At 32.0% G+C, this 20,790-nt stretch carries 24 protein-coding genes and 1 tRNA gene; 16 read left to right on the forward strand and 9 right to left on the reverse strand.

The features are described from left to right. The first annotated feature begins 84 nt into the window (after window positions 1-84). The 5 genes from hcp (at window position 85) to ACJDUH_RS04305 (ending at window position 5,441) form a co-directional block, all read left to right on the forward strand. On the forward strand, window positions 85-1,734 hold the full coding sequence (gene hcp, locus ACJDUH_RS04285; RefSeq protein WP_406763920.1) for a hydroxylamine reductase: 1,650 nt from the start codon (window positions 85-87) through the stop codon (window positions 1,732-1,734). A gap of 229 nt (window positions 1,735-1,963) precedes the next feature. Beyond that, on the forward strand, window positions 1,964-2,425 hold the full coding sequence (locus tag ACJDUH_RS04290) for a DUF2680 domain-containing protein (RefSeq protein ID WP_406763921.1): 462 nt from the start codon (window positions 1,964-1,966) through the stop codon (window positions 2,423-2,425). Between the two features lie 358 nt (window positions 2,426-2,783). Continuing rightward, a tRNA-Glu gene (locus ACJDUH_RS04295) sits at window positions 2,784-2,858 on the forward strand. Between the two features lie 151 nt (window positions 2,859-3,009). Beyond that, window positions 3,010-3,822, forward strand: coding sequence for an alpha/beta fold hydrolase (locus ACJDUH_RS04300; protein WP_406763922.1), 813 nt, complete (start codon window positions 3,010-3,012; stop codon window positions 3,820-3,822). A 269-nt stretch (window positions 3,823-4,091) separates the two neighbouring features. Next, window positions 4,092-5,441 carry an APC family permease gene (locus ACJDUH_RS04305; RefSeq protein ID WP_406763923.1) on the forward strand — a complete coding sequence of 450 codons (1,350 nt, stop codon included), beginning with the start codon at window positions 4,092-4,094 and terminating at the stop codon, window positions 5,439-5,441. 65 nt (window positions 5,442-5,506) lie between these two features. Here the strand turns inward: ACJDUH_RS04305 and ACJDUH_RS04310 are convergent, their stop codons facing one another. From ACJDUH_RS04310 to ACJDUH_RS04335, 6 genes are all read right to left on the reverse strand, one after another. After that, complete coding sequence (locus ACJDUH_RS04310) at window positions 5,507-7,099, reverse strand: ABC-F family ATP-binding cassette domain-containing protein (RefSeq protein WP_406763924.1); 1,593 nt, start codon at window positions 7,097-7,099, stop codon at window positions 5,507-5,509. Between the two features lie 326 nt (window positions 7,100-7,425). Continuing rightward, complete coding sequence (locus tag ACJDUH_RS04315) at window positions 7,426-8,025, reverse strand: manganese catalase family protein (protein WP_406763925.1); 600 nt, start codon at window positions 8,023-8,025, stop codon at window positions 7,426-7,428. A 15-nt stretch (window positions 8,026-8,040) separates the two neighbouring features. Further along, on the reverse strand, window positions 8,041-8,301 hold the full coding sequence (locus ACJDUH_RS04320) for a spore coat protein CotJB (RefSeq protein ID WP_406763926.1): 261 nt from the start codon (window positions 8,299-8,301) through the stop codon (window positions 8,041-8,043). A gap of 15 nt (window positions 8,302-8,316) precedes the next feature. Then, window positions 8,317-8,568: a spore coat associated protein CotJA gene (locus ACJDUH_RS04325; RefSeq protein WP_406763927.1), complete on the reverse strand. Its 252-nt coding sequence runs from the start codon at window positions 8,566-8,568 to the stop codon at window positions 8,317-8,319. 148 nt (window positions 8,569-8,716) lie between these two features. After that, complete coding sequence (locus ACJDUH_RS04330; protein ID WP_406763928.1) at window positions 8,717-9,121, reverse strand: hypothetical protein; 405 nt, start codon at window positions 9,119-9,121, stop codon at window positions 8,717-8,719. A gap of 140 nt (window positions 9,122-9,261) precedes the next feature. Next, complete coding sequence (locus ACJDUH_RS04335; RefSeq protein WP_406763929.1) at window positions 9,262-10,476, reverse strand: DEAD/DEAH box helicase; 1,215 nt, start codon at window positions 10,474-10,476, stop codon at window positions 9,262-9,264. 202 nt (window positions 10,477-10,678) lie between these two features. Here ACJDUH_RS04335 and ACJDUH_RS04340 point away from each other — a divergent pair, with 202 nt between their 5' ends. The 3 genes from ACJDUH_RS04340 (at window position 10,679) to ACJDUH_RS04350 (ending at window position 12,769) form a co-directional block, all read left to right on the forward strand. Then, on the forward strand, window positions 10,679-10,984 hold the full coding sequence (locus tag ACJDUH_RS04340; protein ID WP_406763930.1) for a hypothetical protein: 306 nt from the start codon (window positions 10,679-10,681) through the stop codon (window positions 10,982-10,984). A gap of 100 nt (window positions 10,985-11,084) precedes the next feature. Next, a complete protein-coding gene (locus ACJDUH_RS04345; RefSeq protein WP_406763931.1) occupies window positions 11,085-11,915 on the forward strand; it encodes a hypothetical protein in 831 nt (276 codons plus the stop codon). A gap of 284 nt (window positions 11,916-12,199) precedes the next feature. Then, complete coding sequence (locus ACJDUH_RS04350; RefSeq protein ID WP_406763932.1) at window positions 12,200-12,769, forward strand: hypothetical protein; 570 nt, start codon at window positions 12,200-12,202, stop codon at window positions 12,767-12,769. 99 nt (window positions 12,770-12,868) lie between these two features. Here ACJDUH_RS04350 and ACJDUH_RS04355 read toward each other — a convergent pair whose 3' ends face one another. The 3 genes from ACJDUH_RS04355 to ACJDUH_RS04365 all read right to left on the reverse strand — a co-directional run bounded on the left by ACJDUH_RS04355 (window position 12,869) and on the right by ACJDUH_RS04365 (window position 15,117). Continuing rightward, window positions 12,869-13,492 carry a DUF3298 and DUF4163 domain-containing protein gene (locus ACJDUH_RS04355; RefSeq protein ID WP_406763933.1) on the reverse strand — a complete coding sequence of 208 codons (624 nt, stop codon included), beginning with the start codon at window positions 13,490-13,492 and terminating at the stop codon, window positions 12,869-12,871. Window positions 13,493-13,660: 168 nt separating this feature from the next. Further along, window positions 13,661-14,176: a DnaA N-terminal domain-containing protein gene (locus ACJDUH_RS04360; RefSeq protein WP_406763934.1), complete on the reverse strand. Its 516-nt coding sequence runs from the start codon at window positions 14,174-14,176 to the stop codon at window positions 13,661-13,663. 332 nt (window positions 14,177-14,508) lie between these two features. Beyond that, window positions 14,509-15,117: an NUDIX hydrolase gene (locus tag ACJDUH_RS04365; RefSeq protein ID WP_406763935.1), complete on the reverse strand. Its 609-nt coding sequence runs from the start codon at window positions 15,115-15,117 to the stop codon at window positions 14,509-14,511. 711 nt (window positions 15,118-15,828) lie between these two features. On the opposite strand from ACJDUH_RS04365, the gene ACJDUH_RS04370 reads away from it, so the two are divergent. The 8 genes from ACJDUH_RS04370 to nuoK all read left to right on the forward strand — a co-directional run bounded on the left by ACJDUH_RS04370 (window position 15,829) and on the right by nuoK (window position 20,768). Beyond that, window positions 15,829-16,185 carry an NADH-quinone oxidoreductase subunit A gene (locus tag ACJDUH_RS04370; protein ID WP_406763936.1) on the forward strand — a complete coding sequence of 119 codons (357 nt, stop codon included), beginning with the start codon at window positions 15,829-15,831 and terminating at the stop codon, window positions 16,183-16,185. Next, window positions 16,176-16,748, forward strand: a complete 573-nt coding sequence (locus ACJDUH_RS04375) for an NADH-quinone oxidoreductase subunit B (RefSeq protein WP_406763937.1) — start codon at window positions 16,176-16,178, stop codon at window positions 16,746-16,748. Before ACJDUH_RS04370 ends, ACJDUH_RS04375 begins: the two co-directional genes overlap by 10 nt. Next, entirely contained in the window at window positions 16,741-17,184 is a 444-nt protein-coding gene (locus ACJDUH_RS04380) for an NADH-quinone oxidoreductase subunit C (protein WP_406763938.1), read from the forward strand. Before ACJDUH_RS04375 ends, ACJDUH_RS04380 begins: the two co-directional genes overlap by 8 nt. A gap of 111 nt (window positions 17,185-17,295) precedes the next feature. Continuing rightward, window positions 17,296-18,411, forward strand: coding sequence for an NADH-quinone oxidoreductase subunit D (locus ACJDUH_RS04385; protein ID WP_406763939.1), 1,116 nt, complete (start codon window positions 17,296-17,298; stop codon window positions 18,409-18,411). 38 nt (window positions 18,412-18,449) lie between these two features. Continuing rightward, the gene (gene nuoH, locus ACJDUH_RS04390; RefSeq protein ID WP_406763940.1) at window positions 18,450-19,493 is read left to right on the forward strand and encodes an NADH-quinone oxidoreductase subunit NuoH; all 1,044 of its coding nucleotides are present in this window, start codon (window positions 18,450-18,452) and stop codon (window positions 19,491-19,493) included. A 17-nt stretch (window positions 19,494-19,510) separates the two neighbouring features. Next, the gene (locus ACJDUH_RS04395; RefSeq protein ID WP_406763941.1) at window positions 19,511-19,960 is read left to right on the forward strand and encodes a 4Fe-4S binding protein; all 450 of its coding nucleotides are present in this window, start codon (window positions 19,511-19,513) and stop codon (window positions 19,958-19,960) included. Window positions 19,961-19,962: 2 nt separating this feature from the next. Next, window positions 19,963-20,463 carry an NADH-quinone oxidoreductase subunit J family protein gene (locus ACJDUH_RS04400; RefSeq protein ID WP_406763942.1) on the forward strand — a complete coding sequence of 167 codons (501 nt, stop codon included), beginning with the start codon at window positions 19,963-19,965 and terminating at the stop codon, window positions 20,461-20,463. Then, entirely contained in the window at window positions 20,460-20,768 is a 309-nt protein-coding gene (gene nuoK / locus ACJDUH_RS04405; RefSeq protein WP_406763943.1) for an NADH-quinone oxidoreductase subunit NuoK, read from the forward strand. The genes ACJDUH_RS04400 and nuoK overlap by 4 nt, the downstream gene beginning before the upstream one ends. The last annotated feature ends 22 nt before the right edge of the window (window positions 20,769-20,790 follow it).

Here is a 20,790-nt window from a genome sequence, read left to right on the forward strand (position 1 = left end):
CCTGTAGTCAGAAAGAATAAGCGAAATGCTTAATTAAAAATAACAAGTAAAAATATTTTATTATATTATATGGAGGTTTTATTAATGAGTATGTTTTGTTATCAATGCCAAGAAACTGCTGGTGGAAAAGGATGTACACTTAGGGGTGTTTGTGGTAAGACTTCAGATTTAGCAAATCTTCAAGACTTATTAATCTATGTTTTAAAGGGAATTTCAGTAGCTAATGTAAAAGCAAGAGAGCTTGGGGTTAACACTAAAGAAACTGATAAATTTGTATTTAATGGTTTATTTATGACTATAACTAATGCTAATTGGGACAAAGCTAGATTCTATGATGAAATAAAGGCAGGTCTTAAATTAAGAGACGAAATCAAAGCTGCTGTAGCAAATGCAAGTGGAGTTATTAAAAGTAATTATGAAGGATTAACATGGACAGGCTTATCAGAAGCTGAACTTGATGCAAAGGCTGAATCAGGAGACGTAAGTATTCTTCAAACAAAGGATGAGGATATAAGATCTTTAAGAGAATTATTAACTTATGGAATAAAGGGAATGGCTGCTTATGTAGAGCACGCATTTAACTTAGGCTATACTGATGATACCGTATTTGAATTTATGGAAAAGGGCTTAGCAGCTGCAACAGATGATAAATTAGGTGTTAATGAATATGTTTCATTAGTTTTAGAGTGTGGAAAATATGGTGTTGATGCCATGGCATTACTCGATAAAGCAAACACAACTACCTATGGTAATCCTGAAATAACAAAGGTTAATATTGGAGTTAGAAACAATCCAGCAATACTTATAAGTGGTCATGATCTAAGAGATATGGAACAATTATTAGCTCAAACAGAAGGAACAGGAGTAGATGTATATACTCATTCTGAAATGCTTCCAGCTAACTACTATCCTGCATTTAAGAAATACTCACATTTTGTAGGTAATTATGGAAATGCTTGGTGGTTACAGGATAAAGAATTTGAAAGCTTTAATGGAGTAATACTTATGACTACTAATTGCATAGTTCCTCCAAAGGCTTCTTATAAAGATAGAATGTTCACAACTGGTGCTACAGGAATAACAGGCGTTAAGCACATAGATAAAAAAGCAGATGGTATTAAAGATTTTTCAGAGCTAATTGCACTTGCAAAAACACTTCCAGCTCCTACAGAAATAGAAAAGGGAGAAATTGTTGGTGGGTTTGCACATGCTCAAGTTCTTGCACTTGCTAATCAAGTTGTAGAGGCAGTTAAGACTGGTGCTATTAAGAGATTCTTTGTAATGGCTGGCTGTGATGGAAGAATGAAGAGTAGAGATTACTATACTGAGTTTGCTGAAAAACTTCCAAAGGATACAGTAATTCTAACAGCTGGTTGTGCTAAATATAGATATAATAAGCTAAATCTAGGAGATATTAATGGAATTCCTAGAGTATTAGATGCAGGACAATGTAACGATTCTTATTCTCTTGCAGTAATTGCATTAAAATTAAAAGAAGTATTTGGGCTTGATAGTGTTAATGAACTGCCAATTTCTTATAACATTGCTTGGTACGAGCAAAAGGCAGTAATAGTATTACTTGCTCTACTATACTTAGGAGTAAAGAATATACATTTAGGACCAACACTACCTGGCTTCTTATCATCAAATGTTACAAAGGTTCTTGTAGAGAACTTTGGAATTGGTGGAGTAACAAATGCTGATGATGATATGAAAATGTTCATGGGTGCATAATTCAAATTAATTTATAATAGCTTAAAATAGGAATACTTGAAATTACTAATTTAAGCTTAGGAGGCTGAAGGAACTATTAATTCCTTCAGCCTCCTAAGTTTTTTGCTAGTAATTTAGCTAAAAATTTTGTTTAGCAATTAATGAAGATTTAATTAAATTTTAATAATTAAATTTTAAAATATGCACATAATAAAACGGTAAATTATTCTAAACTCTAGGAGGTATTATTATGAAGTTTAAAAAAATAGCAGCATTATCTATAGTTTTATCTTTAAGTTCAAGTGCTGCTGTACATGCTGAAGCCTTATTGCCTTTTGGAAATAAGGCAGATACATCAGAAAAAAATGTAGAAGATGGTCATAAGCATCATATGGGCAAGGGCCATTCTGGTATATTTGAAGCAGCTAAACAAATGGGTATAAGTCAAAACGATCTAAAAGAAGCAAAAAAGAATGGAAAGAATTTTTTTGAACTGGCAAAGAAAAAGGGATACTCAGAAAAAGAAGCTAGAGATTTCATTATTAAAACAAAAAGGGAAATGGTTCTAAAAGCTGTTTCTGAAGGAAAAATAACAAAAGAAAAAGGGGATGAAATTATTAAAAAAAGTGAGGATAAAATCTCAAAGTGGGACGGAACCTTTAGATCACATAAAGAGCAGAAGGAGCCTCAAATACAAAAAAGTACAGCTTAACGGTTAATTAGTTTATAATAAAGAAAGCTATAAAAAAGCTTCCCAGTAAATAAATATATTCACTGGGAAGTTTTCCTTCAAATTTATTTAATTTTGGGGTTAGGGAGATATCTTTGGGGGGATGTTAAGTATCTTCTTGAAATTATTATTACATATAAATATTTGGTTGTCAATAATAAAATATATCAAATAATATTAATTATTATATAGTTTACAATTTGTTAATATTTAATAGAATGTTCTAATAAACTTTAGAAAACAGTATAGAAAAATAAAATTAGTATTGAAATATGTATAAATATTTTTTATTAGACATAATTTTAAAAAAGTGTTATTATATTTAAGGCAATTAAATTATGGCTCCTTGGTCAAGCGGTTAAGACACCACCCTCTCAAGGTGGTATCAGGGGTTCGATTCCCCTAGGAGTCACCAAGTCAAAAACACCAACGTTCTCAAGAGATTAAACGTTGGTGTTTTTATTTATTCCCACACTTTTCCCACATTATAATATAGCTCAGTCATTCATAAATTTATTTTTATTTGAATAACCTATTAATAGTTAATTATTTATCGGAGGTTATGAATGGGGTACTATGTTAAAGTAGAACCTAATGTGAAAATTTATGTTGAGGATCTTAACCCTGAGAGCAAAAAGACAATCTTGTTCCTACACGGTTGGCCTGGAAGCCATAAACTGTTTGAATATCAATTCGATCAACTTCCAAAGAAGGGATATAGATGCATCGGAATAGATACAAGAGGATTTGGAAATTCTGATAAGCCCTGGACTGGCTATGGATATGATAGATTATCAGATGATGTTCGGTGTGTGGTAGAAGCACTTGCATTACATGACTTTACTCTCGCAGGACATTCAACAGGGGGAGCAATGGCTGTTCGATACATGTCCCGACATAAAGGACATGGTGTATCTAAGCTTGTTCTTATTGATGCAGCAGCTCCTACTGTTATTAAACGTCAAAATTTCCCATATGGTTTAGAAAAAGAAGATGTAATCAAAATTATTCAGGGAACATATAATGATCGTCCAAAAATGCTGAGAGATTTTGGTGACACATTTTTCTTTCAGTATATAACTGAAGCATTCTCTGATTGGTTTTTCCAATTAGGATTACAGGCGGCAGGATGGGCAACTGCTGCTATTGCAAATACTTGGATAAATGAAGTACTGTTTTCTGATTTAGAAACTATAAATGTTCCAACTTTAATTATTCATGGTATTCATGATAAGATTATTCCATTTGAGCTTGGTGAAGTACAAAATCAAGGTATTAAAAATTCAAAACTGATACCATTTAATTACAGCGGTCATGCGACATTCTATGACCAGCGTGACAAATTTAACGAAGAAATAGTCAAATTTATTGAAGAATAAATTATTCAATAGAGTATTTAATGAAATATTGAAAGTTAATAATGGATTTTGAATACCGTATTATTCTGAAATGAGTACTACGGTATTCTTATTAAAAATTATTTTAACTTCATGATGTATTTATCTAATTTTCAATAAATATAGTTACAGAATATACCTGTCTAGTATAATGTATACATTGACTTGAGGCTCGTTTACATATAAAATCAAATTCTGTATATATCTTTTATAAAACTTGGGGCACAAAATTAAAAAAGGATGGTTTAAACATGCAATTAAAAAAATCAATCAGCAGTGAGTCAAATGTTCCTAAGCAATTAAAGAAAGAAATAGGACTTTTAGAGGCTATTACAGTTGTAATTGGAGTAGTAATAGGATCAGGTATATTTTTTAAGGCATCTTCAGTATATAAAAGTGCAGGAACACCAACTTTAGGAATTTTAGCTTGGATTATTGGCGGATTAATTACTATGGCTTCAGCTCTAACTGTAACAGAAATAGCAACAGCCATACCAGAGACTGGTGGAATGTTTGCTTATTTAAAGGAGTTATACGGAGAAAAGAGTGCTTTCTTATTTGGGTGGATGCAGACGTTAATATACGTACCTGGAGTTGCAGCTGCATTATCAATAGTATTTGTAACACAAGCAACTTATTTTATTCCTTCCATGTCTAATATTCAGCAAAAAATATTAGCAATATTTATGTTGTTTTTCATTATGATAATAAATGTAATTTCTACAAAATTAGGCAGTAAAGTACAACTATTTGCAACCTTTGGAAAGCTAATACCGATTTTTGTAATAATTGTTTTTGGTCTACTAAAAGGTACAGCAAGCAGTTTACCTGCAGCTTCACAGGCTGCAACTTCAGTAGGGGCAGCTGGATTTGGAGCTGCAATTCTTGGTACACTTTGGGCTTATGATGGCTGGGCTGGAGTAGGTAACATTGCTGGTGAACTTAAAAATCCTAAAAAGGATTTACCAAAATCTATAATTTTAGGTCTTTTCGTAACCATAATTGTTTATATATTAATAAATATTGCAATAGTAAAAGTTATGCCAATTAGCGCGGTAATTGCATCTACAAAACCCGCTTCAGATGCAGCAATAATATTATTTGGTAAAGGTGGAGCCGCCTTAGTTGCAGCAGGTATTATGGTTTCTATCTTTGGAGCCTTAAATGGTTACTTAATGACAGGAGTTAGAATTCCATTTGCTATGGCACAAGATAAACTATTTCCTTTTCCTAAGTTCTTTGGAAAAGTAAATGATAAATTTCAAACTCCATTAAATTCATTTATTTTTGAAATAATTTTAGCTTGTTTTTATGTTTTAAGCGGATCCTTTGATACCCTGACTAATCTTGCAGTATTTGTTATGTGGATTTTCTTTGTAATGACAGTTGCAGGGATCTTTATTCTAAGAAGTAAGCATAAAGACATTGATAGACCTTATAAAGTTCCTCTCTACCCTGTAGTTCCTTTAGTAGGGATAGTAGGAGGTATTTATATTTTAATAAGTACTTTAATTACTGATACTAGTTCCTCACTTTACGGTATAGTAATTACTTTAATAGGTTTACCTGTTTACTTTTATGTAAAGAAGAAAATAAAATAATAAATGATAAAAGAGGTGCCGCCCTATAGACAGGATATAATTTGTCTATAGAGCGGCACTTATTATTATAGTTGAGATTTAAATTCTAAATATTCATCATAATCCATTCTTTTATCGATAATACCTTCATTTGTAATTTCTATAATTCTATTTGCTATAGTTTGTACAAATTGATGGTCATGAGAGGCAAATAAAATAACACTTTTATAATCTATAAGCCCATTATTTACTGCAGTTATTGATTCTAAGTCAAGGTGATTTGTTGGCTGATCAAAAATTAGTGCGTTAGCGCTTGAAAGCATCATTCTAGAAAGCATGCATCTAACTCTTTCTCCTCCAGATAGTACCTTGGCTTCCTTTAAGGCTTCATCTCCAGAGAAAAGCATTCTTCCAAGAAAACCTCTTAAATAGCTTTCAGATTTTTCTTCTGAGAACTGCCTCATCCAGTCAACAAGATTTAAAGCTACATCATTAAAGAATTCATTATTATCTTTAGGAAAATAAGCTTTTGTTATGGTAATTCCCCATTTATAGCTTCCGCTGTCTGGTTCCATTTCTCCAGCTAATATTTTAAATAGTGTAGTTGTGGCAATTTCGTTTTCAGAAGCAAAGGCTATTTTATCTCCTTTAGCCATGGTAAAACTTACATTGTTTAATAATTTTACTCCATCTATAGTTTTACATAAGCCATCTACAGTTAAAATATCATTTCCCACTTCTCTTTCAGGCTTAAAACCCACAAAAGGATACCTTCTGCTGGAAGGCTCAATATCATCAATAGAAATTTTATCAAGGAGCTTCTTACGTGAAGTTGCCTGTTTGGACTTAGATGCATTTGCGCTAAAACGTGCAATAAATTCTTGAAGATCCTTTATTTTTTCCTCTTTCTTTTTATTTTGATCCTTTGCCAGTTGAAGAGCTAATTGGCTAGACTCATACCAAAAGTCATAGTTTCCAACATACAGCTTAATTTTACCAAAGTCCACATCAGCCATATGAGTACAAACCTTATTTAAAAAGTGTCTATCATGGGATACCACAATTACCGTACCCTCAAAGTTTATTAGAAATTCTTCAAGCCAATTTATTGATTTTATATCAAGATGATTAGTAGGCTCGTCTAGAATTAAGACTCCTGGATTACCAAAGAGAGCCTGTGCTAGCAAGACCTTAATCTTTTCAGAGCCACCTAAATCAGACATTTTCTTATTGTGAAGGTCCATACCAATACCTAGACCTTGAAGCAGGGTTGCAGCTTCAGCTTCAGCTTCCCAGCCGTTAAGCTCAGCAAATTCACCTTCAAGCTCAGAAGCCTTAATTCCATCTTCATCTGAGAAATCAACCTTAGAATATAACGCTTCTTTTTCCTCCATTATCTCATAAAGTCGTGCATTTCCCATGATTACAGTTTGAAGTACTTCATATTCATCATACTCAAAATGATCTTGCTTTAAAACAGACATTCTAACGCCTTTATCTATACTTATCTCACCTGAATTAGGTTCTATTTCACCAGATAAAATTTTTAGAAACGTACTTTTACCGGCTCCATTAGCGCCAATAACACCATAACAATTTCCTGGAGTGAATTTTATATTTACATCTTCAAATAGTTTTTTATCTCCATATCTTAATCCAACATTAGTTACTGTTATCAATTTATTTCCCTCCTGTATTCTTATTCTCCACTGAAAGATTATTAATCTTTCAGCCTCCTGCATTCTTGATACTGAGTAACCTGTACTCAACCATTCCAATAAGCTAGGTTACCCGTAAAAATCCATTTAGGACTTTTACCTGTAGATAAGCATTATTCATGCTTATGCTCCTTGTATTCTTTTGTACACACAAAGTGAAATTATAACATAAATTTGTTAAGTTTTCATTATATTTATGGAATTTTAGATAAAGTTATTATATGGGAATATGGAAAAACTTAAAAATAAAGAACCATTGAGGAATTCAACAGCTCTTTAAGAAAATTTTATTTCATAAAATCAGGTTTTGGCATTACAAACAAATGAGGTTCTTCAAAACGATCTTGAACAGTTCTTAAAGCTTCACCAAATCTTTGAAAATGAACGATTTCTCTTTCACGTAAAAACTTTAGAGGCTCTATTACATCAGGATCATCAGCGAGGTTAATTAAATATTCATAGGTTGCTCTAGCCTTTTGCTCAGCAGCTAAGTCTTCTGTTAAATCAACAATTGGATCACCTTTAGACTGAATGTAGGCTGCTGTCCATGCAGCGCCGCTTGCTCCTGCTGGAAAAATCCCTCTACCATGATCTACATAGTAAGGAGCAGCTCCTGATTTCTCTATTTCTTCTAAAGTTGCATTTCTCATTAATTGATGAACCATGGCTCCAACCATTTCTAAGTGCGCAAGCTCTTCTGTACCAATATCATTACAGGTAGCAATAGCTTGAGGAGTAACCATTGAATATCTCTGACTTAAGTATCTAAGTGATGCACCTAGTTCACCATCGGGCCCGCCATATTGGGCAATTATAATCTTCGCCATTTCTGGATTTGGATTCTTAATTTTTACTGGAAATTCAAGCAGCTTTTCGTATGTCCACATATATTACTCCCTCCCTTATATCCTAAAGTTGGCTTCATATTCCCATGGCCATGGTTCTTTTATCCATTGCCAAGGATATGGGCTGTATGAATCATGCTCACCAATCATTCCAAAGCATCTTTCATACTCCTGCTTAAGCATTAAGCCTTCTTTTACATAACCATTGTATTTTATAAGAGCTTCACGGTCAGATGGATGTGTGTTTAAATATAAAGAGAGGTCCTCTACCATGAAATTTACAGCGGTTATTTGTTTTAAAAGCTGAAATTTATCCATTTTCAGTTACCTCCTTTATATATTACCCAGTGGTCTAGTTTTCTTATCTTTTCCTTCATAAGGACTATAAAGCTCTGGAAAAACTGTACCGTTACTAAGAGCCTCTATGGGAGAGAAGATTGTGCATAATTTTTGATAAGGAACATAAGCAGCAGCAAGTCGTACATTTCTAATAACTGTTTCCTGTGGAATACAGTTATTTTTAGGGTTAAAGTTCATCTCCTGCATTTGGTACATACTAAAATCCGGTTTTTCATCATGAGCCATGTTTATTTTCCTCCTTTAAAGTTGCTCACATAATATCAGTATATGTTTATAAATAAGCTTTGTCACAAGGGTGATATAAATTTAGCAATAATAAAAGTAGAGTTATATTAATGATTATTAATAATTTCATGTAAAAATAGCAGAGGGTTTACAACAAGCTAATTGGTAACTGGGCTTCTTCTAATTTTTGATTTGCAACCTTAAGTCTTAATAGTGTACCTATTATAGAAAAAATAAAACTTATTATAATAATCATATTTGGTCTTATAGATTCATTTGAATTACCAGCCTGTATTTCCTGCAGTACTTGATTTTTTCTTAGTACGGCAACTTTCAAGAATATTAGGTAAGAGAGTACAGATAGTAAAATTGAATAAATTGCAATTTCAGTAGTTTTTATGGTAGTTTTTTGTGATTTTGCTGCTAACCCCTCCTCCTTTTGAAGCTCTGCCTCTTTACCTTTATTACCGGATTCAATACCTAGTAAACTTGATAAGATAAAAATTGCTTGAGCTATATTTTCAGAATCAATTAAATCAAATGCTGTAGGCATATTTTCACCCCCTTTATTTATAATATTAAAAGAGTTGTAACATGTTAATTAACTTTTTATAAAAGAGAAGCCCTATTATAAAAAATATTTTTATAATAGGGCTGATTTTTTATTATTATTTTACTGCAGTTATTATATAATTACTTAATATTTTTCCTTTTGTTTAAATTTATCTTAGAAGAGGTATCTTTCTTTTTTTCAAAGGCCTTGTGGAAATGAGGGGCAGTTAGCTTGCCAAGGTGTACTTCTTTTATATCAATATTGATTTTGAATTCTTTTTCATATTTTTTAATTGTGCTCAATTCCTTTTGAGTTACTATGGAGATAGCTTTACCAGTTTCATTAGCTCTGCCTGTTCTACCAACTCTATGAATATAATCCTTAGAATGAGGTGGTAAATCCAGATTAAAAATGTGAGTAATTTCTTTTATATCTAGACCTCTTGCTGCTAGGTCCGAGGCTACCAATATTTGCAGCCTCCCGCTTCTAAAGTCCTCCATCGCCTTTTGGCGTTCCTCTTTAGTGGCTTTACCATGTATTCCATAAGCTTTAAAGTGATGATATCTAAGCTTTAAAGTAGTTATTTCTGTCTCATCACTTTTATTTATAAAAACTATTGCTTTGTTAGGCTTTTCGGCAGCAATTATTTTTCTAAGGGTCTCCATTTTGTCTCTTTGTTCTGCTAAAACATACATATGTTCTATATTTGGATTAATATCAATATTATCACTTATACGAATAACTTCAGGCTCTTTCATTAGACTTTGGGCTGCGCCTATAACACTATCATCGATGGTTGCTGAAAATAACATAAGCTGCCTGTCTTTTAGGGTCGTTTTGATAATATCTTTTACTGTACCCAAATTTTTCTCATTAAGAAGCCTATCACCTTCATCAATAACAATGGTTTTTATAGTATGTGCACTGATTTTTTTGATTTTAATAAGCTCAAAAATTCTTCCTGAAGAGCCTACTATTATATGTGGTTTTTCTCTTAATTTTTCCACTTGTCTTTTTATATTCACATCTCCAATAACTGCTAAAGAAGTAATGGGCATATTGGAATCCTCAGCTAAGGTTTTAATTACCTTATCTATTTGCATAACAAGTTCATGTGTAGGTGCTAGAATAATTGTATGCATCTCTTTTTTTTCGCTTTCTATTCTTTGAAATATAGGCAGCAAATAAGCTAAGGTTTTACCACTTCCTGTTTGTGATTGACCAATAATATCTTTATTTTTAAGTGCTATTGGTATTACTTTTTCTTGAATTTCTGTAGGTGTAGATATATTTTCCTTTTTCAATCCATTTATTAAATTTGAATTAAGTCCTAGATCATCAAATGGTATTAACATAGTTGGTCTCCTTTATATAATCAAATTTCAAAGTATTACTAATTTTATACTTTGGAAGTTATTTTGTCAAAATACTTTAATTATTATTTTTACTCCCCCCTTAAAATAAAATCCATGGTGCGTATATAATCTTGAATGCGGACGTAGGTGGCATAACAATTAATAATTGTTATGTGCATATTAGGAATACAGGAGGGAAAATATGAAGCGGAAGCTTGCGGTAATACTATTAGTATCAACTATTTTACTATCAGGTTGTTCTGGTATAGGCTTAAAATCTAGTAATGCATCAGGGAACAATGCTTCAGGAACTCAGAGCACTCAAACAGACCAAAGAGTACAGGTTCAAACAAATTTTAACGCTATTAAGCCTGGTACTGTTCCAAAACTTTCAGGAGTTCAAAATGCACAGGTAAATGTTAAAGTAGACTCCACCTTGAAAGATTTAGATAGTACATTAAAATCAATTCAAGATGCTAAAGATATCGATTATAATTCGGTAAATTAAAAGGAGGTAAAAGTCCTAAATGGGCTTTTACGAGTAATTTGCGAGCGGAAGCGAGTGATCTTAAATTACTCAGTGTTCCGACTAAAAGGAGGAATTAACAATGAATAAAAAGAAAATACTTTCACTAGTTTTATCAATACTTGTAGTTTTACCAGCTACTGCTTATGCAAAGGGTAATAATGATTCAAAGGGTAATACAGGAAAAGGGCAGCAAGTTGTCCAAAAGCACAGCGATAACGAAGACAAGGATCAAGAAAAAGATAATAATAAGGAAAATGATAACGAGAATGATAATAAGGATGCAGTAAAGGTACAAGAACATAAACAAGAAGCTGCGCAAAATCAAGCTGCAAAGAAACAGCAAATTGAGCAGTTTAAAACTGACATGAGAGCAAAGCATGCTCAAATGGCTGATTTAAGAACACAAACTAAAGCACTAAGAAGCCAAGTAGAGCAAAAAAGAGAGCAGCTTCAGGCTATTATAAAAGATATAGAAGAAGGAAATAAAACACTTTCACCTGATATGCTAAAATCTCTTCTTGATGCAGCACAAAATCTTAAACTCGATACTAAGCAAGTTAAAGCTACTGCAGAAATAAATAATGAAGTAGCTGACACTCAATCAAAGGTTAGCGGTAAAGATTTTAATAATGCTTTAGCATCAATGGATAAAGTTATTTCAAGACTTCAACAAAGATTAGCTGCATTGAAACAATTAAATAGTGATTTGGATGCAGCACTTGCTATAGCAAATCAAGCAGTTGTACCTGCGCCTACTACATCAACAGACTCTACTAGCACAGCAGGAGTGACATCAACAACTACAACTGATTCCAATACAACAGCACCAGCAACATCAACAACTACAACTAATTCCAATACAACAGCACCAGCAACTTCTACAAATACAACAACTACAACTTCAAACTAAAAATATAAAGTTAGAAAATTAAAAGCACAGGTTCACTGAAGTTTTAATATTAAAGTAGACATGAAGAAAAACATGTCTACTTTTTTAATGCTACAATTTAGGAAAAAGGGTGTGGTTATAATGAGCAGGCTTTTAATTTACATTTAAAAGATTTCTTATACAAATATCTGTGATAAAAGTCTATAGAAAACTATTGTATAATATAATTTACTATTTAGTGGATACAATAAAGCTAACTGATGTGAATTGGTGAGTAAAGGTTGGTATACAAGGAGGATAATGAGGTGCTTAAAATAAAAAATTCCACTTCAGATATTGATATAGATGAGGAAATTGCCATTATTAAAGTTATAGTAAATGATACAAAGGATATCTTTGAAAAGCTTGGCTACAGATCATTAGAGGATAGAGTCCTGAATGAAGGCTTTGAAACCTATATTGTGAATTCTATAAAAAACTATCCACTTAAAAGCAAGGTAAGTCTAATTATTAGCTTTATGAAGCAGGATGATTATATAGATATTTCTTCAATAAAAAAAGTTATACATACACATTTTAAATATAAGGCAGAAGAAAAGAATTTAAGTCTTAAAGAACATTTTAGGCAGTGGATGACAAATATGACAATAGGACTTTTATTTCTCATACTATGCATAATATTAGTAGAAGTTTTAGAGAGATTTTCTGATACCAATGTTGTTAAGATAATTAAAGAAAGCTTGCTTATTATTGGATGGGTTGCGTTATGGGAGCCTATTACATTTATATTGTTTGGATGGAGAACTGAAAAAAGAAGTATATATTATTATGAAAAATTAAGCCAAATAGATATTTATAATGAAAAGATAAAGTAAAGGGATGCTGCGAATTGAATTTGAAGCACCCCTTTAAATCTATTATTGAAAAACATTTGTCAAGCTTGAAGTAAACTACTCTTCAAGCATTAAACATATTTAAGGTAAAAGATTTTTGATAGGGCTCAAAGGACCTAAGACATATAATATTTCATTGTATGGAATTTTAATTTCAAAGTTTCCAAAATAGTAGGGTGTGAATTCATATATTTTGTAATAAAGTACAAGTGAGTCAGGGGTTAGATAGAATTTCTGATTTTCTGTAATACCTTTATAAGGTGCGATTAGAGGCACCCCCATAGACTTTACTTTTTTTATTGCAATATCACTTAAAATCCTTGTATAATATACTTTTTGATTAAAAAGGTCAGAAAATTCATAGGTTTCTCCTGTCTCTAAATTAGCGGTTATAGAACCAAAATAAGTCATTCCATGAGCTGCATGGTTTTCGTAAATATATAATTCAAAAAGCATGCTTATGAGGCCCTTTTCATTTAAAGGTACCTTATAGTCACTTACTACATCTGTTAAATCTTTCTTTTCCTTAACAAGGGCGTGTTCAGTAAATAATGAACCTTCTAGAGAAACGATGGAGTCATTTATGGCATCTTCTGCAACTTCATTTTTAAGCTCTTTAATAAGTGGATATTTTAATTTAAACTCAGCTGGAGAAAGTATTTGCTCATCAAGACCTGCAGAAATATTATCTTTGACTATATCCATGCTCACGTTCTCAGGATATCTGAAGTAAATCATGATAAGATCCTTTCTTAAATTGCTATAAATTATAATATGATTGAACCTTTATAACTGTGAAATGGGAATATGAATATTTCAAAGTAGAAGGAAAGTAAAAGGCGGTACAGAATAAATACTGTACCGCCTTAATATCTACCAGGATAAACTTAAGGTATAATTGTTGCCAGATGTTAAAAGTTCAGTTTTAAAACCTTTATTTAAAAGAAATTCCTTTATTCTAAAATATAATTCTTCAATGAATGCAGAATCCTTCAAAAATTCCAAGGTTACTTTAGTATCTCCATTTTTACTTGCAGCTTCAATAAAATCATATATATCTTTTACATATGAATTTACAATTTCAGAAATATCAGCATCTGAGCTGCTTAAATACAATGGATAACCAATACTTGGCTTAAATTCACCATCAGCTAGAGTTTTAATAATTAACTTGTTGAAGTTAAAGCAATTTCTGTATAATTCTTCAACATCATTAGCATATCTTTCTAGAAAGGTTTCTTTTATATATTGATTAGGAACTGAAACAACAATATTTTCATTCTCTAATTCAGCAGTTTCAATAAAAGAAAGCCATGCTGTATAAATAACTTCATTATATTCCTGCTTTAACACTTCACTTATCTGATTATTTAATTTTGAAATACTCATTTCAAGCCCCCTTAATTACCAAATTTAGATTTTTGTAATAAATTTAATACATCAAACGAAAAATGAAATGTGAAATAATTCATCCTTCATAATATATATTATATGTATAAAAATTATAATGGTCAATGGGTAAAATGAATTATTGACAATGTAAAATTGTAAATTTTATATTACCAAATTATTAAATCTTAAATTAGTTATTAAAGCAATTGCAAATCAGCTACAAATAAATTTCCAAATATGGCTCTATCAATAAAATATGAAACAAACTATTTTACAACTTGCAAAATCAAGTTTTTCTTATTATATATATATACTCAATATTTAAGGAATTATAATATATCAAATAGATTTTCACCTAATTTTACGAAGCTTTGAAGAGTTAGTAATACCTTGATATCCATTTTTGCATTGCTGTTTAATAAGGATTTTGCTTCCTCCTTATTGATTAATATAGCTTCAATATCTTCATCATCTTCAAGATACTTTTTTGAAATGACTCCTTCACAACTACAATATACCATAGCCACTGATTCGTCTGTCATTCCGGCAGAAATATAAACTTTACTCTTTGTATTTTGGCGATCTATTTGGATTAAGGATAAACCAGTTTCTTCCTTCAATTCTCTTCTGACAGCAATTTCAAAGGTTTCGTTTTTATCTAAAAGACCAGCAGGAAGTTCATAGACATAATCATTTAAGGGAACTCTAAATTGTCTTATTATTACAAGACATTTGCTTTCCTTATGTAAGGCTGCAATAATAACAGCATCAATATTTTCATCCTTACCATTAAAATATTGAGCTTTTAAAGTTTCAAAATCTTTTCTAGAAGCTACCATCCAATGCTTTATAGCGCCTTTTTTATTTTCATACTCAGCATCATACACACTCAAAAATTTTGTTGCTGTAAGAGGAATGAGTTTTTTTATTCTATTCATAATGACCTCCATCATTTATTATTATTACCATTAAGGTTTTTAATATTTATAAAATCTTAATCTTACTACAGACAATAAATATTGTTAAGACTTATTACATAGTACTTCTTAGGAAACCTTTACCTATAATTATACTAATTTTAATTGCTGTTAGGCAATCTTATATAATTTTATTGAAAAAGCTGTATCACTATCATTATATAAAGTGTATCTATTTAGGTTCATTTTTAAAAAATAAAGAAGCTTTTTTTTAATAAATTATTCTAATCCTTTAAAAACTTAGTGAAAAAATATATTAAATATGTACTATTAATGTGAAAAATTACAATAAAATGACCTTTAAAATTGATTTTTGTTGAATTTTTCACAAATGGGGCAAAACATTAAGCCATTAACAAGTTGGCAATTCATATCATTCATTTCCATTGATTTTAGATGTTTATTCCATTAAAAATATAAAAAAGCTGCGATGTAAAAAGCTCAAAATAATAGCTTAAAAATTTTAAAATTAATATTAAACAATGGTTTTTCTACTTAAAATAGAAGCACATTGTTAAACTAATATTTAATTAGCCATATATTGAAATAAAATATTAAAAGAATTAAAATTAATAATGTGTTAATAAATATTATCATATTGAAACTGTATCATTTTTTTCTTTCAAAATTTTGATACAGATAAAAATATTATTTATGAAAGGGGAGCATAAAATGAATCAAGATTTTGGCACCTTAGGTATATTTTTATTAGGCGGAATTGCATTCGGCTTTATAGTTATTATAACCAATTGGTTTGTAAGACCAAAAAGGCCAAATTCGGAAAAGGAAAAAACTTACGAATGTGGGCTTGATACACTTGGACCTACTTGGGTACAATTCAAAATAAGTTATTTTCTATACGCACTAATATTTGTAATATTTGATGTAGAAACAGTTTTCCTATACCCATGGGCAGTTGCATTTAAATCAGTAGGACTTTTCGCTTTTGCTGAAATGTGTATATTTGTAGCAATTCTTGTAGTAGGCCTATGGTATGCATGGAAGAAAGGAGCCTTAGAATGGAAGTAAACAATAAAGAGACAGCGCTAGATAGAGAAGCAGAATTTGATAAAGAAATTGAAGAGCTTATAGCAGATAACCAAGACGCTAAATATTTTATGGCTAATAATGTAGCTTTTACAACTGTAGAAAAAGCCATCAATTATTGCCGCTCAAATTCTTTGTGGCCAGTTTCCTTTGGACTTGCATGCTGTGCAATTGAGATGATGGCATCTGGTGATGCTAGATATGATATATCAAGATTTGGATATGAGGTTTTCCGTCCATCACCTCGTCAAGCAGATGTTATGATTGTTGCAGGAACTGTAACAGATAAGATGGCTCCGCTTTTAAAGCGTCTTTATGAGCAAATGCCAGAGCCAAAGTATGTTATAGCTATGGGAAGCTGCGCAATTTCAGGAGGACCTTTTGCTGATTCATATTCCGTAGTTCGTGGAGTAGACGAGTTAGTACCTGTAGATGTATTTATCCCAGGATGCCCTCCAAGACCAGAAGCTTTAATTGATGGATTCTTAAAACTTAAAGAAAAGTTAAATAAGCCAGAGATTGTGAAGGTGAAGAGAAATGGTTGATATTAATAATCTACTGGAAGAATTAAATAAGCATTTTAATGGACAGATAGTACTTTCAGAAAATGGACAGGCAATTTATGTAACTAGAGAAAATATAGTTGAAGCCCTAAAATTGTTAAAGGAAGAATTGGGATTTGGAAGACTTGCAGATATTACCTCAGCAGATTATGAAGACCACTATGAAGTTATCTACCATTTATTAAATGTAAAAGCAGAACTTCTAGCTGTAAAGGTAAAACTTCAAAAGGATGACATGGAAATTCCAACCATTACTCCCGTATGGAAAGCTGCTGATCCTCAAGAAAGAGAAATTTATGACCTTATGGGAATAAATTTTAAAGGTCATGGAAATCTTACAAGAATTTTGTGTGTAGATGATTTTGTAGGACATCCGCTTCAAAAGAGCTTTAAGCTTGATAAAGTCAACAGATTTTAAGAAATGAAAAGAGCTGAACAATTGATAATTGTTCAGTGAAAAAAGAAATGCTAGGAGCTGAACAATTAATAATTGTTCAGTGCAGAATAAGGAACGCTGGGAGGGTTTCAAATGTCTTTATTAGAAGAAAATTTTGAGACACAGGAATATCAAATAAATTTAGGACCACAGCATCCTAGTACTCATGGAGTATTCAGGGCGCTGCTTACCTTAAATGGTGAGTATATTGTTAAATGTGAAAATCACATAGGATATCTTCATAGAGGAATGGAAAAATTGGCAGAAGACAGAACCTATGCTCAATTTGCAGCTCTTACCCCTAGAATTGACTATTTAGCTGGTGCACTAAACAATTGGGGCTATGTTATGGCTGTTGAGAAGCTTATGGGAGTAGAGGTGCCTGAAAGAGCAGAATATCTTCGTGTAATAGTTGGTGAACTTCAAAGAATTGCAAGTCATCTTATAATGATTTCCAGTACTCTTATTGACTTGAATGCTACTACAGGCTGGATGTACGGCTTTACTGCTAGAGAATATACACTAGATTTACTAGAAATGATTACTGGTTCAAGAATGACTCCTAACTACTGTATTATTGGCGGTGTTATGGATGATCTTCCAGAAGGATTCGTAGAAGCCTTCGAGAAAAACCTTCCTATAATAGAGGAAAGAATAAAGGATATTGATGGCCTAATTACAGGAAATGAGATTTTCCAAGGCAGAACAAAAGGTATCGGTGTTATTACTAAAGAAATGATTGAAAGGTACTGTATAACTGGACCAAATGTAAGATGTGCAGGAATACCTTATGACTTAAGAAAAGTTGCTCCTTATAGTGTTTATGATAAATTTGATTTTGAGGTTCCAGTACTTCAAAATGGAGACAGCTTTGATAGATACTATATGCGTATCCTTGAAATACGTGAAAGTATTAAGATAATAAAGCAGGCTCTTGCAAATTTACCAGAAGGACCTATTATGGCAAAGGTGCCAAGAATTATAAAGCCTCCAATAGGAGAGACATATTGTCAAATAGAAAGTTCAAAGGGTATACTTGGATTTTATTTAGTTAGCGATGGAAGTACTAAACCTTATAGATGTCACGTACATTCCCCTTCTTTTGTTAACATCGGTGTTTTCCCAGAAATTGCAGTTGGGCAGACACTTCAGGATTTTGTTGCTACCTTGGCATCCTTTGACATATGCCTGGCTGAAATTGATCGATAAAATTTTTAAAATTTGGCTTTTGAGAAGGAGAATTTTAAATGGATGTATTAAATAATATTTTTATAAGTGGTGCGAAACTAATACAGAATATTTTAAATGCCATAGGTATTCACGGATTTTTCTCAACTTTGATTATGGATGTAGTTTATTTTGTAGCAGTTGCAGCTGTAGTTACCTTTAATATCATTATGATATTATGGGTAGATAGACGTGGTGCCAGCTTTTTTCAAGAAAGAGTTGGTCCTAATAGAGTAGGTCCCTTTGGCCTATTGCAGTCAATGATTGATGCTGTAAAGCTAATAGGTAAGGAATCCATTATTCCAGAAGCTGTAGATAAAACCGTTTACAAAGTGGCTCCAATTATTATTTTTACAGTAACTATAATGCTTTATGCTGTATTGCCTTACGGAAAGGGAATGTCAGCAGTTAATATTAATGTTGGTATTCTTTATTTTACAGCAATTTCATCCACTTCAACTGTTGCTATCCTAATGGCTGGCTGGGGTTCAAATAATAAATACTCACTTCTTGGTGGAATGAGGACAGTTGCTCAGATTATAAGCTATGAAATACCACTTTGCTTTTCAATGATTGGTATAGTTATGATAACAGGAACTCTTAATTTAAATGATATTGTAGCTTCACAAAATGGTCTTTGGAATATAATAAGACAACCTGTAGCCTTTATATTATTTGTTATTTCAGCACTTGCAGAACTTAATAAATCCCCATTTGATATGATGGAAGCAGAACAGGAAATTGTAGCTGGTTATCATACTGAATACACTGGAATGCGTTTTGCATTATTTTTCATGGCTGAGTATGCAAATTTATTTGTAATGGCTGGATTAGGAGTTACTTTATTCTTAGGTGGCTGGCAGGGACCAATATTACCATCTTGGCTTTGGTTTATGCTTAAATCCTACTTTATGATTTTCATCTTCTTGTGGCTTAGATGGACACTTCCAAGAGCAAGAATAGAAAAAATGATGCAATTTAACTGGAAGGTTTTGATTCCAATTTCTATAGCTAATCTTTTTGTTACAGGTTTAGGAATAAAACTTTTTCAATTAATTAGATAGTTTGGAGGTGTGATTACATGTATGGTTTCGGATTGTTAAAGGGACTTAAAATAACAATGAAAAAATTCTTTCAAAAGAAGGTAACTCAGCAGTACCCAGATGTTCAGCCTGACTTACCCGTGCGTTCTCATGGTTCCTTTAAATTTGATTTTGATAAATGTATATCTTGTAACATGTGTGCAGATGCCTGCCCGAATAGTGTTATAAGAGTTGATTTTACTAAAGACGAGAAGGGTAAAAGAGTTCTTCAAAAATATAACATGAGTCTTGGATATTGTCTATTTTGTGGACTTTGTGTAAAGGCTTGTCCAAAGGACGCTATAAACTTTTCTACTGACTTTCATATGACCTGCTTTGACAAGGTTGATACCAGCTATTATTGGAGTAAACCGGAAGAACAAGGTGCTAAGGAAGAAATTGCAGTAGACTCTCCTGCAGAAACTGCAGAGAAAGGTTTGGAGGTGTAGGCATGGTTGCTTCAATAATATTTTATATTGTAGCTGCATTAATAATTTTTACAGCACTAAATATGGTACTTTCTAAAAACTTAGTACACAGTGCCTTATTTATGGCTGCTACCTTCATGTTAATAGCTGTGATTTATGTACTTTTAAATGCTGATTACTTAGCTGTAGTACAAGTTATGATATACGTTGGTGCTATTTCTATACTTTTAGTATTTGGTGTTATGCTTACTAAAAGAACATATATGGATGACAGCAGTCGACTGAATAGATATAGTAAATATGCAGCTGTAGTAGCAGTCCTAATATTTGCTGTATTTGTAAGAACAATTATGGTTACAAATTTTGTTCCAAGCGGAGGCAAGGCAGCAGAATCTACAATCGCTGCAATCTCAACACTTCTATTAAATGATTATTCAATTGCCTTTGAAGTTTCAGGTGTTCTGCTTTTAGCAGCTACCATAGGGGCAATAGTAATAGGGAAAGGAGTGAAGGAAACCAAATGATAACTTTGTATCATTACTTAATTTTAGCGGCAGCACTTTTCTCTATAGGACTTTATGGAGCTGTTTCTAAGAAGAACGCTATTGGAGTATTTATGGGTATCGAATTAATGCTTAATTCAGTAAATATTAATTTAGTAGCCTTTAATCACTTTTTAAAACCAGAGGTACTTGCTGGACATACCTTTGCAATATTTATTATAGCTGTAGCAGCTTGCGAAGTTGCAGTAGGGCTTGCAATTATCTTATCCCTATATCGCCACAGAAAAACAACAACTGTTGATGATATTGATTTATTAAAATGGTAGATTACTATAAGGAAGGTGAATA

Origin of the sequence: Candidatus Clostridium radicumherbarum (assembly GCF_045310525.1) — a bacterium.
GTDB classification, from domain to species: Bacteria; Bacillota; Clostridia; order Clostridiales; family Clostridiaceae; genus Clostridium_AT; species Clostridium_AT radicumherbarum.

Bases quoted from the DNA above. Each gene is read 5' to 3' on its own strand.
- hcp (WP_406763920.1), top strand. From the start codon at position 85: ATGAGTATGTTTTGTTATCAATGCCAAGAAACTGCTGGTGGAAAAGGA.
- ACJDUH_RS04290 (WP_406763921.1), top strand. From the start codon at position 1,964: ATGAAGTTTAAAAAAATAGCAGCATTATCTATAGTTTTATCTTTAAGT.
- ACJDUH_RS04300 (WP_406763922.1), top strand. From the start codon at position 3,010: ATGGGGTACTATGTTAAAGTAGAACCTAATGTGAAAATTTATGTTGAG.
- ACJDUH_RS04305 (WP_406763923.1), top strand. From the start codon at position 4,092: ATGCAATTAAAAAAATCAATCAGCAGTGAGTCAAATGTTCCTAAGCAA.
- ACJDUH_RS04315 (WP_406763925.1), bottom strand. From the start codon at position 8,025: ATGTGGACATACGAAAAGCTGCTTGAATTTCCAGTAAAAATTAAGAAT.
- ACJDUH_RS04320 (WP_406763926.1), bottom strand. From the start codon at position 8,301: ATGGATAAATTTCAGCTTTTAAAACAAATAACCGCTGTAAATTTCATG.
- ACJDUH_RS04325 (WP_406763927.1), bottom strand. From the start codon at position 8,568: ATGGCTCATGATGAAAAACCGGATTTTAGTATGTACCAAATGCAGGAG.
- ACJDUH_RS04330 (WP_406763928.1), bottom strand. From the start codon at position 9,121: ATGCCTACAGCATTTGATTTAATTGATTCTGAAAATATAGCTCAAGCA.
- ACJDUH_RS04335 (WP_406763929.1), bottom strand. From the start codon at position 10,476: ATGTTAATACCATTTGATGATCTAGGACTTAATTCAAATTTAATAAAT.
- ACJDUH_RS04340 (WP_406763930.1), top strand. From the start codon at position 10,679: ATGAAGCGGAAGCTTGCGGTAATACTATTAGTATCAACTATTTTACTA.
- ACJDUH_RS04345 (WP_406763931.1), top strand. From the start codon at position 11,085: ATGAATAAAAAGAAAATACTTTCACTAGTTTTATCAATACTTGTAGTT.
- ACJDUH_RS04355 (WP_406763933.1), bottom strand. From the start codon at position 13,492: ATGGATATAGTCAAAGATAATATTTCTGCAGGTCTTGATGAGCAAATA.
- ACJDUH_RS04360 (WP_406763934.1), bottom strand. From the start codon at position 14,176: ATGAGTATTTCAAAATTAAATAATCAGATAAGTGAAGTGTTAAAGCAG.
- ACJDUH_RS04365 (WP_406763935.1), bottom strand. From the start codon at position 15,117: ATGAATAGAATAAAAAAACTCATTCCTCTTACAGCAACAAAATTTTTG.
- ACJDUH_RS04370 (WP_406763936.1), top strand. From the start codon at position 15,829: ATGAATCAAGATTTTGGCACCTTAGGTATATTTTTATTAGGCGGAATT.
- ACJDUH_RS04375 (WP_406763937.1), top strand. From the start codon at position 16,176: ATGGAAGTAAACAATAAAGAGACAGCGCTAGATAGAGAAGCAGAATTT.
- ACJDUH_RS04380 (WP_406763938.1), top strand. From the start codon at position 16,741: ATGGTTGATATTAATAATCTACTGGAAGAATTAAATAAGCATTTTAAT.
- ACJDUH_RS04385 (WP_406763939.1), top strand. From the start codon at position 17,296: ATGTCTTTATTAGAAGAAAATTTTGAGACACAGGAATATCAAATAAAT.
- nuoH (WP_406763940.1), top strand. From the start codon at position 18,450: ATGGATGTATTAAATAATATTTTTATAAGTGGTGCGAAACTAATACAG.
- ACJDUH_RS04395 (WP_406763941.1), top strand. From the start codon at position 19,511: ATGTATGGTTTCGGATTGTTAAAGGGACTTAAAATAACAATGAAAAAA.
- ACJDUH_RS04400 (WP_406763942.1), top strand. From the start codon at position 19,963: ATGGTTGCTTCAATAATATTTTATATTGTAGCTGCATTAATAATTTTT.
- nuoK (WP_406763943.1), top strand. From the start codon at position 20,460: ATGATAACTTTGTATCATTACTTAATTTTAGCGGCAGCACTTTTCTCT.